General features: G+C 35.5%; 2 protein-coding genes and 2 tRNA genes. All 4 read left to right on the top strand.

Annotated elements, in window-relative coordinates; all coding sequences use genetic code 11:
• The first annotated feature begins 262 nt into the window (after positions 1-262).
• The 4 genes from FD33_RS11675 to FD33_RS11660 all read left to right on the top strand — a co-directional run bounded on the left by FD33_RS11675 (position 263) and on the right by FD33_RS11660 (position 2,726).
• A tRNA-Tyr gene (locus tag FD33_RS11675) sits at positions 263-345 on the top strand.
• A 5-nt stretch (positions 346-350) separates the two neighbouring features.
• A tRNA-Gln gene (locus tag FD33_RS11670) sits at positions 351-422 on the top strand.
• A 130-nt stretch (positions 423-552) separates the two neighbouring features.
• Positions 553-1,254 carry a GntR family transcriptional regulator gene (locus FD33_RS11665; RefSeq protein WP_025086384.1) on the top strand — a complete coding sequence of 234 codons (702 nt, stop codon included), beginning with the start codon at positions 553-555 and terminating at the stop codon, positions 1,252-1,254.
• Between the two features lie 77 nt (positions 1,255-1,331).
• Positions 1,332-2,726 (top strand): O-antigen ligase family protein, encoded by a 1,395-nt coding sequence (locus FD33_RS11660; RefSeq protein WP_025086385.1) that lies wholly within the window; start codon positions 1,332-1,334, stop codon positions 2,724-2,726.
• Positions 2,727-2,789: the final 63 nt, after the last annotated feature.

Below are 2,789 nucleotides of genomic sequence, written 5' to 3'. Positions count from 1 at the left end.
GTCCATTTGAAGTTTTCTTCGGGACAAAGTTGCGCTTGATTTGACAATTCGTCATGGTTTAGTTGTTTGCAAAATCTCTGTAGATTGTTAGAAGTCAAGCATTGTGTTCCAGTCAGATTCTTCTTATTGTGGCGATGACATATTATTTCGTATTAAAAAATTCCATTTTTTAGATTAAATAACAATTATTTTAAAAAATCCCTTGAAATGAAGTTGGTTTTTCGTTAATATTATTAAGTCGAATGAAGACAGAGCAACTCATGGAGGGGTAGCGAAGTCTGGCTAAACGCGGCGGACTGTAAATCCGCTCCTTCGGGTTCGGTGGTTCGAATCCACTCCCCTCCATTCATTGGGTTATAGCCAAGCGGTAAGGCAATGGACTTTGACTCCATCATGCGCTGGTTCGAATCCAGCTAACCCAATTAATGAAAAAAGGCAAAATTCTGAATATGAATTTTGCCTTTTTATTTTTCTAATTTTCCAGCATTGATTAATTTTTTACTGAAATACTGTATAATTGATGGAAGTAATGCGCATAAAGGAGTGCCAAAAATGAAGGTACCAGTATATATACAAATTCACAATCAGATAAGAAAAGAAATTGAATCTGGCAAATGGAGCGTTGGAGAACGCATTCCATCTGAAAGACAGCTTTCACAAGATTTTGACGTTAGTAGAATGACATTACGGCAAGCTATCCAAACGCTTGTAGATGAGGGAATCTTACAAAGACAAGTGGGTTCTGGAACCTATGTTGCTAGTAGTAAAGTTCAAGAGAAAATGTCTGGAACAACTAGTTTTACTGAGATAACTGAGAGTCAGGGTAAGAAATCTTCAAGTAAGACTGTTTCTTACCATGTTGCTGATCCCTCAATCAGTGAAATGGAGAAATTGAAATTAAAAGATGGTAATCAAGTTTTACGAATGGAAAGAATTCGTTATGCTGATAATCAACCAATTTGCTTTGAAGTTGCTACAATTCCGGTTGATATTGTAAAATCACTTGATAAGGAAGACATTACGTCTTCTCTTTACAAGGCCTTGGAAACTAAAGCAGATCTTAAATTAGGTAATGCTACGCAAACTGTATCGGCAATTCTTGCATCTGAGAAGATAGCTAACTTTTTGAATGTTAAGCGTGGTTCTGCTATCTTACGATTAAGACAAGTTACCACTCTGGATGATGAGCGTCCATTTGAATATGTTCGTTCACAATATGCTGGGGATCGTTTTGAATTTTATTTAGAGCGATAATCATTTTCTTTCGCAAAAAGTTTAGGGTAATATATTGTTTGATATGTTTTTAAATCTTTAACTGGGAGTCACCACATATGCAAAGTTTTATTAAAAAGTACAGTATCTTCTTGATGCTATACATTGTTTTTCAACCAGTACTAGATGCTGTTACTGGATTGATGACTCAAGCACATATGAACGTTTCGTTTGGGGTATTGATTCGTATGGCCGTTATGGCTGTTACGGTTTTCTATTTGCTGATATTTCTGATTTTAAATCGGGACAATAAGCATGGGTTCATGATGATCGGTTATTTTGTCCTGTTAGCAATTGTTTCAGCTATCAGTTTGTTTATAAATTACAAAACTAAAGTATTGTTTATTACAAGCTTGGAAGTCACAACTTTAGCAAAGAGTTTATACTATCCGGTCATGTTGTTAGCTTACTTGTATGCTTTTGAAGAGTTAGCAGAGGATCGAATCATCAATCGTTTCTTTCCTAAGGTCATTTTCTTTGCTGTAAATATTATCAGTATTATTATGATCGTCGCTCACTTTACTAATTCAAGTTTCAGTTCTTACTCATACTATAAGCTGGGCGAGAGTGGCTGGTTCTTTGCTGCCAATGAATTGAGTGCAATTGTTTCAATTACATTCCCAATTATGATTTGGTATGCTTTGAAAAAAATCAATACTTGGTCACGTATTTATTATTGGATAACGATTATAGTTGCCATCTACGCAGATCTATTGATTGGAACGAAGGGCTCACTCTTAGCGCTCTTGTTCAGTATCTGCATGGGAATCTTAGCAACAATCGTGCAATTCTTTATGTATAAAGATGGTCGCAAGTATTTCGTTGGGATTTTTGCAATGTTAGCTATCACTTTAGGTGGAATAGTTGTTGCATATCCTGCTATGGCGGTCTCTAAGACATCTGAATTACATACTGAGATGATCAAAGATAAAAAACAAAAGGCTAAAACTAAGAAGGGTATCACTAAAGATCAAAAGAAATATGTTCAAACTAATAAGACTGTTTCTTATCTTTTCAGTGGTCGTACCGTTTATTTCGAAAATGCGGCACATAACTTTAGTAAAGCAACGCCAGCACAAAAGATTTTTGGAATGGGTTATGCAACTAGTTTCAAACATGAAAGAGATGCCAAGTTGGTGGAGATGGACTATGTTGATATCTTCTTCCAATTTGGATTAATTGGTACAATCGTTTATATGGTGCCACTACTATATTGTTTGATTTATCTAATAGGAGCATTCCTCAGAAAATTCAAATACATGTGGTCTTATAAATGGGCCATGTTGGTAGCATCTGTAGCGCTGGGATTCGGAATGGCCTTGATGACAGGACATGTTATTGAAGCACCATCAGTAAGTATCTATTTTGTTTCCGTTCTAGCTTATGCAATGCTTAATGCTAAAATTTTCTTGAGAACTAATGAAGATCCATATACAATCGATGTTGAATCGTAAATAAAAAGGCTCTTTGTCAAATCGTATTGATGAATAGTTTTTGTATAGAAGACAACCTCATGT

This window comes from Companilactobacillus paralimentarius DSM 13238 = JCM 10415 (genome assembly GCF_001434985.1).
GTDB lineage: Bacteria > Bacillota > Bacilli > Lactobacillales > Lactobacillaceae > Companilactobacillus > Companilactobacillus paralimentarius.
This window is presented reverse-complemented; position numbering and strand designations above follow the sequence as displayed.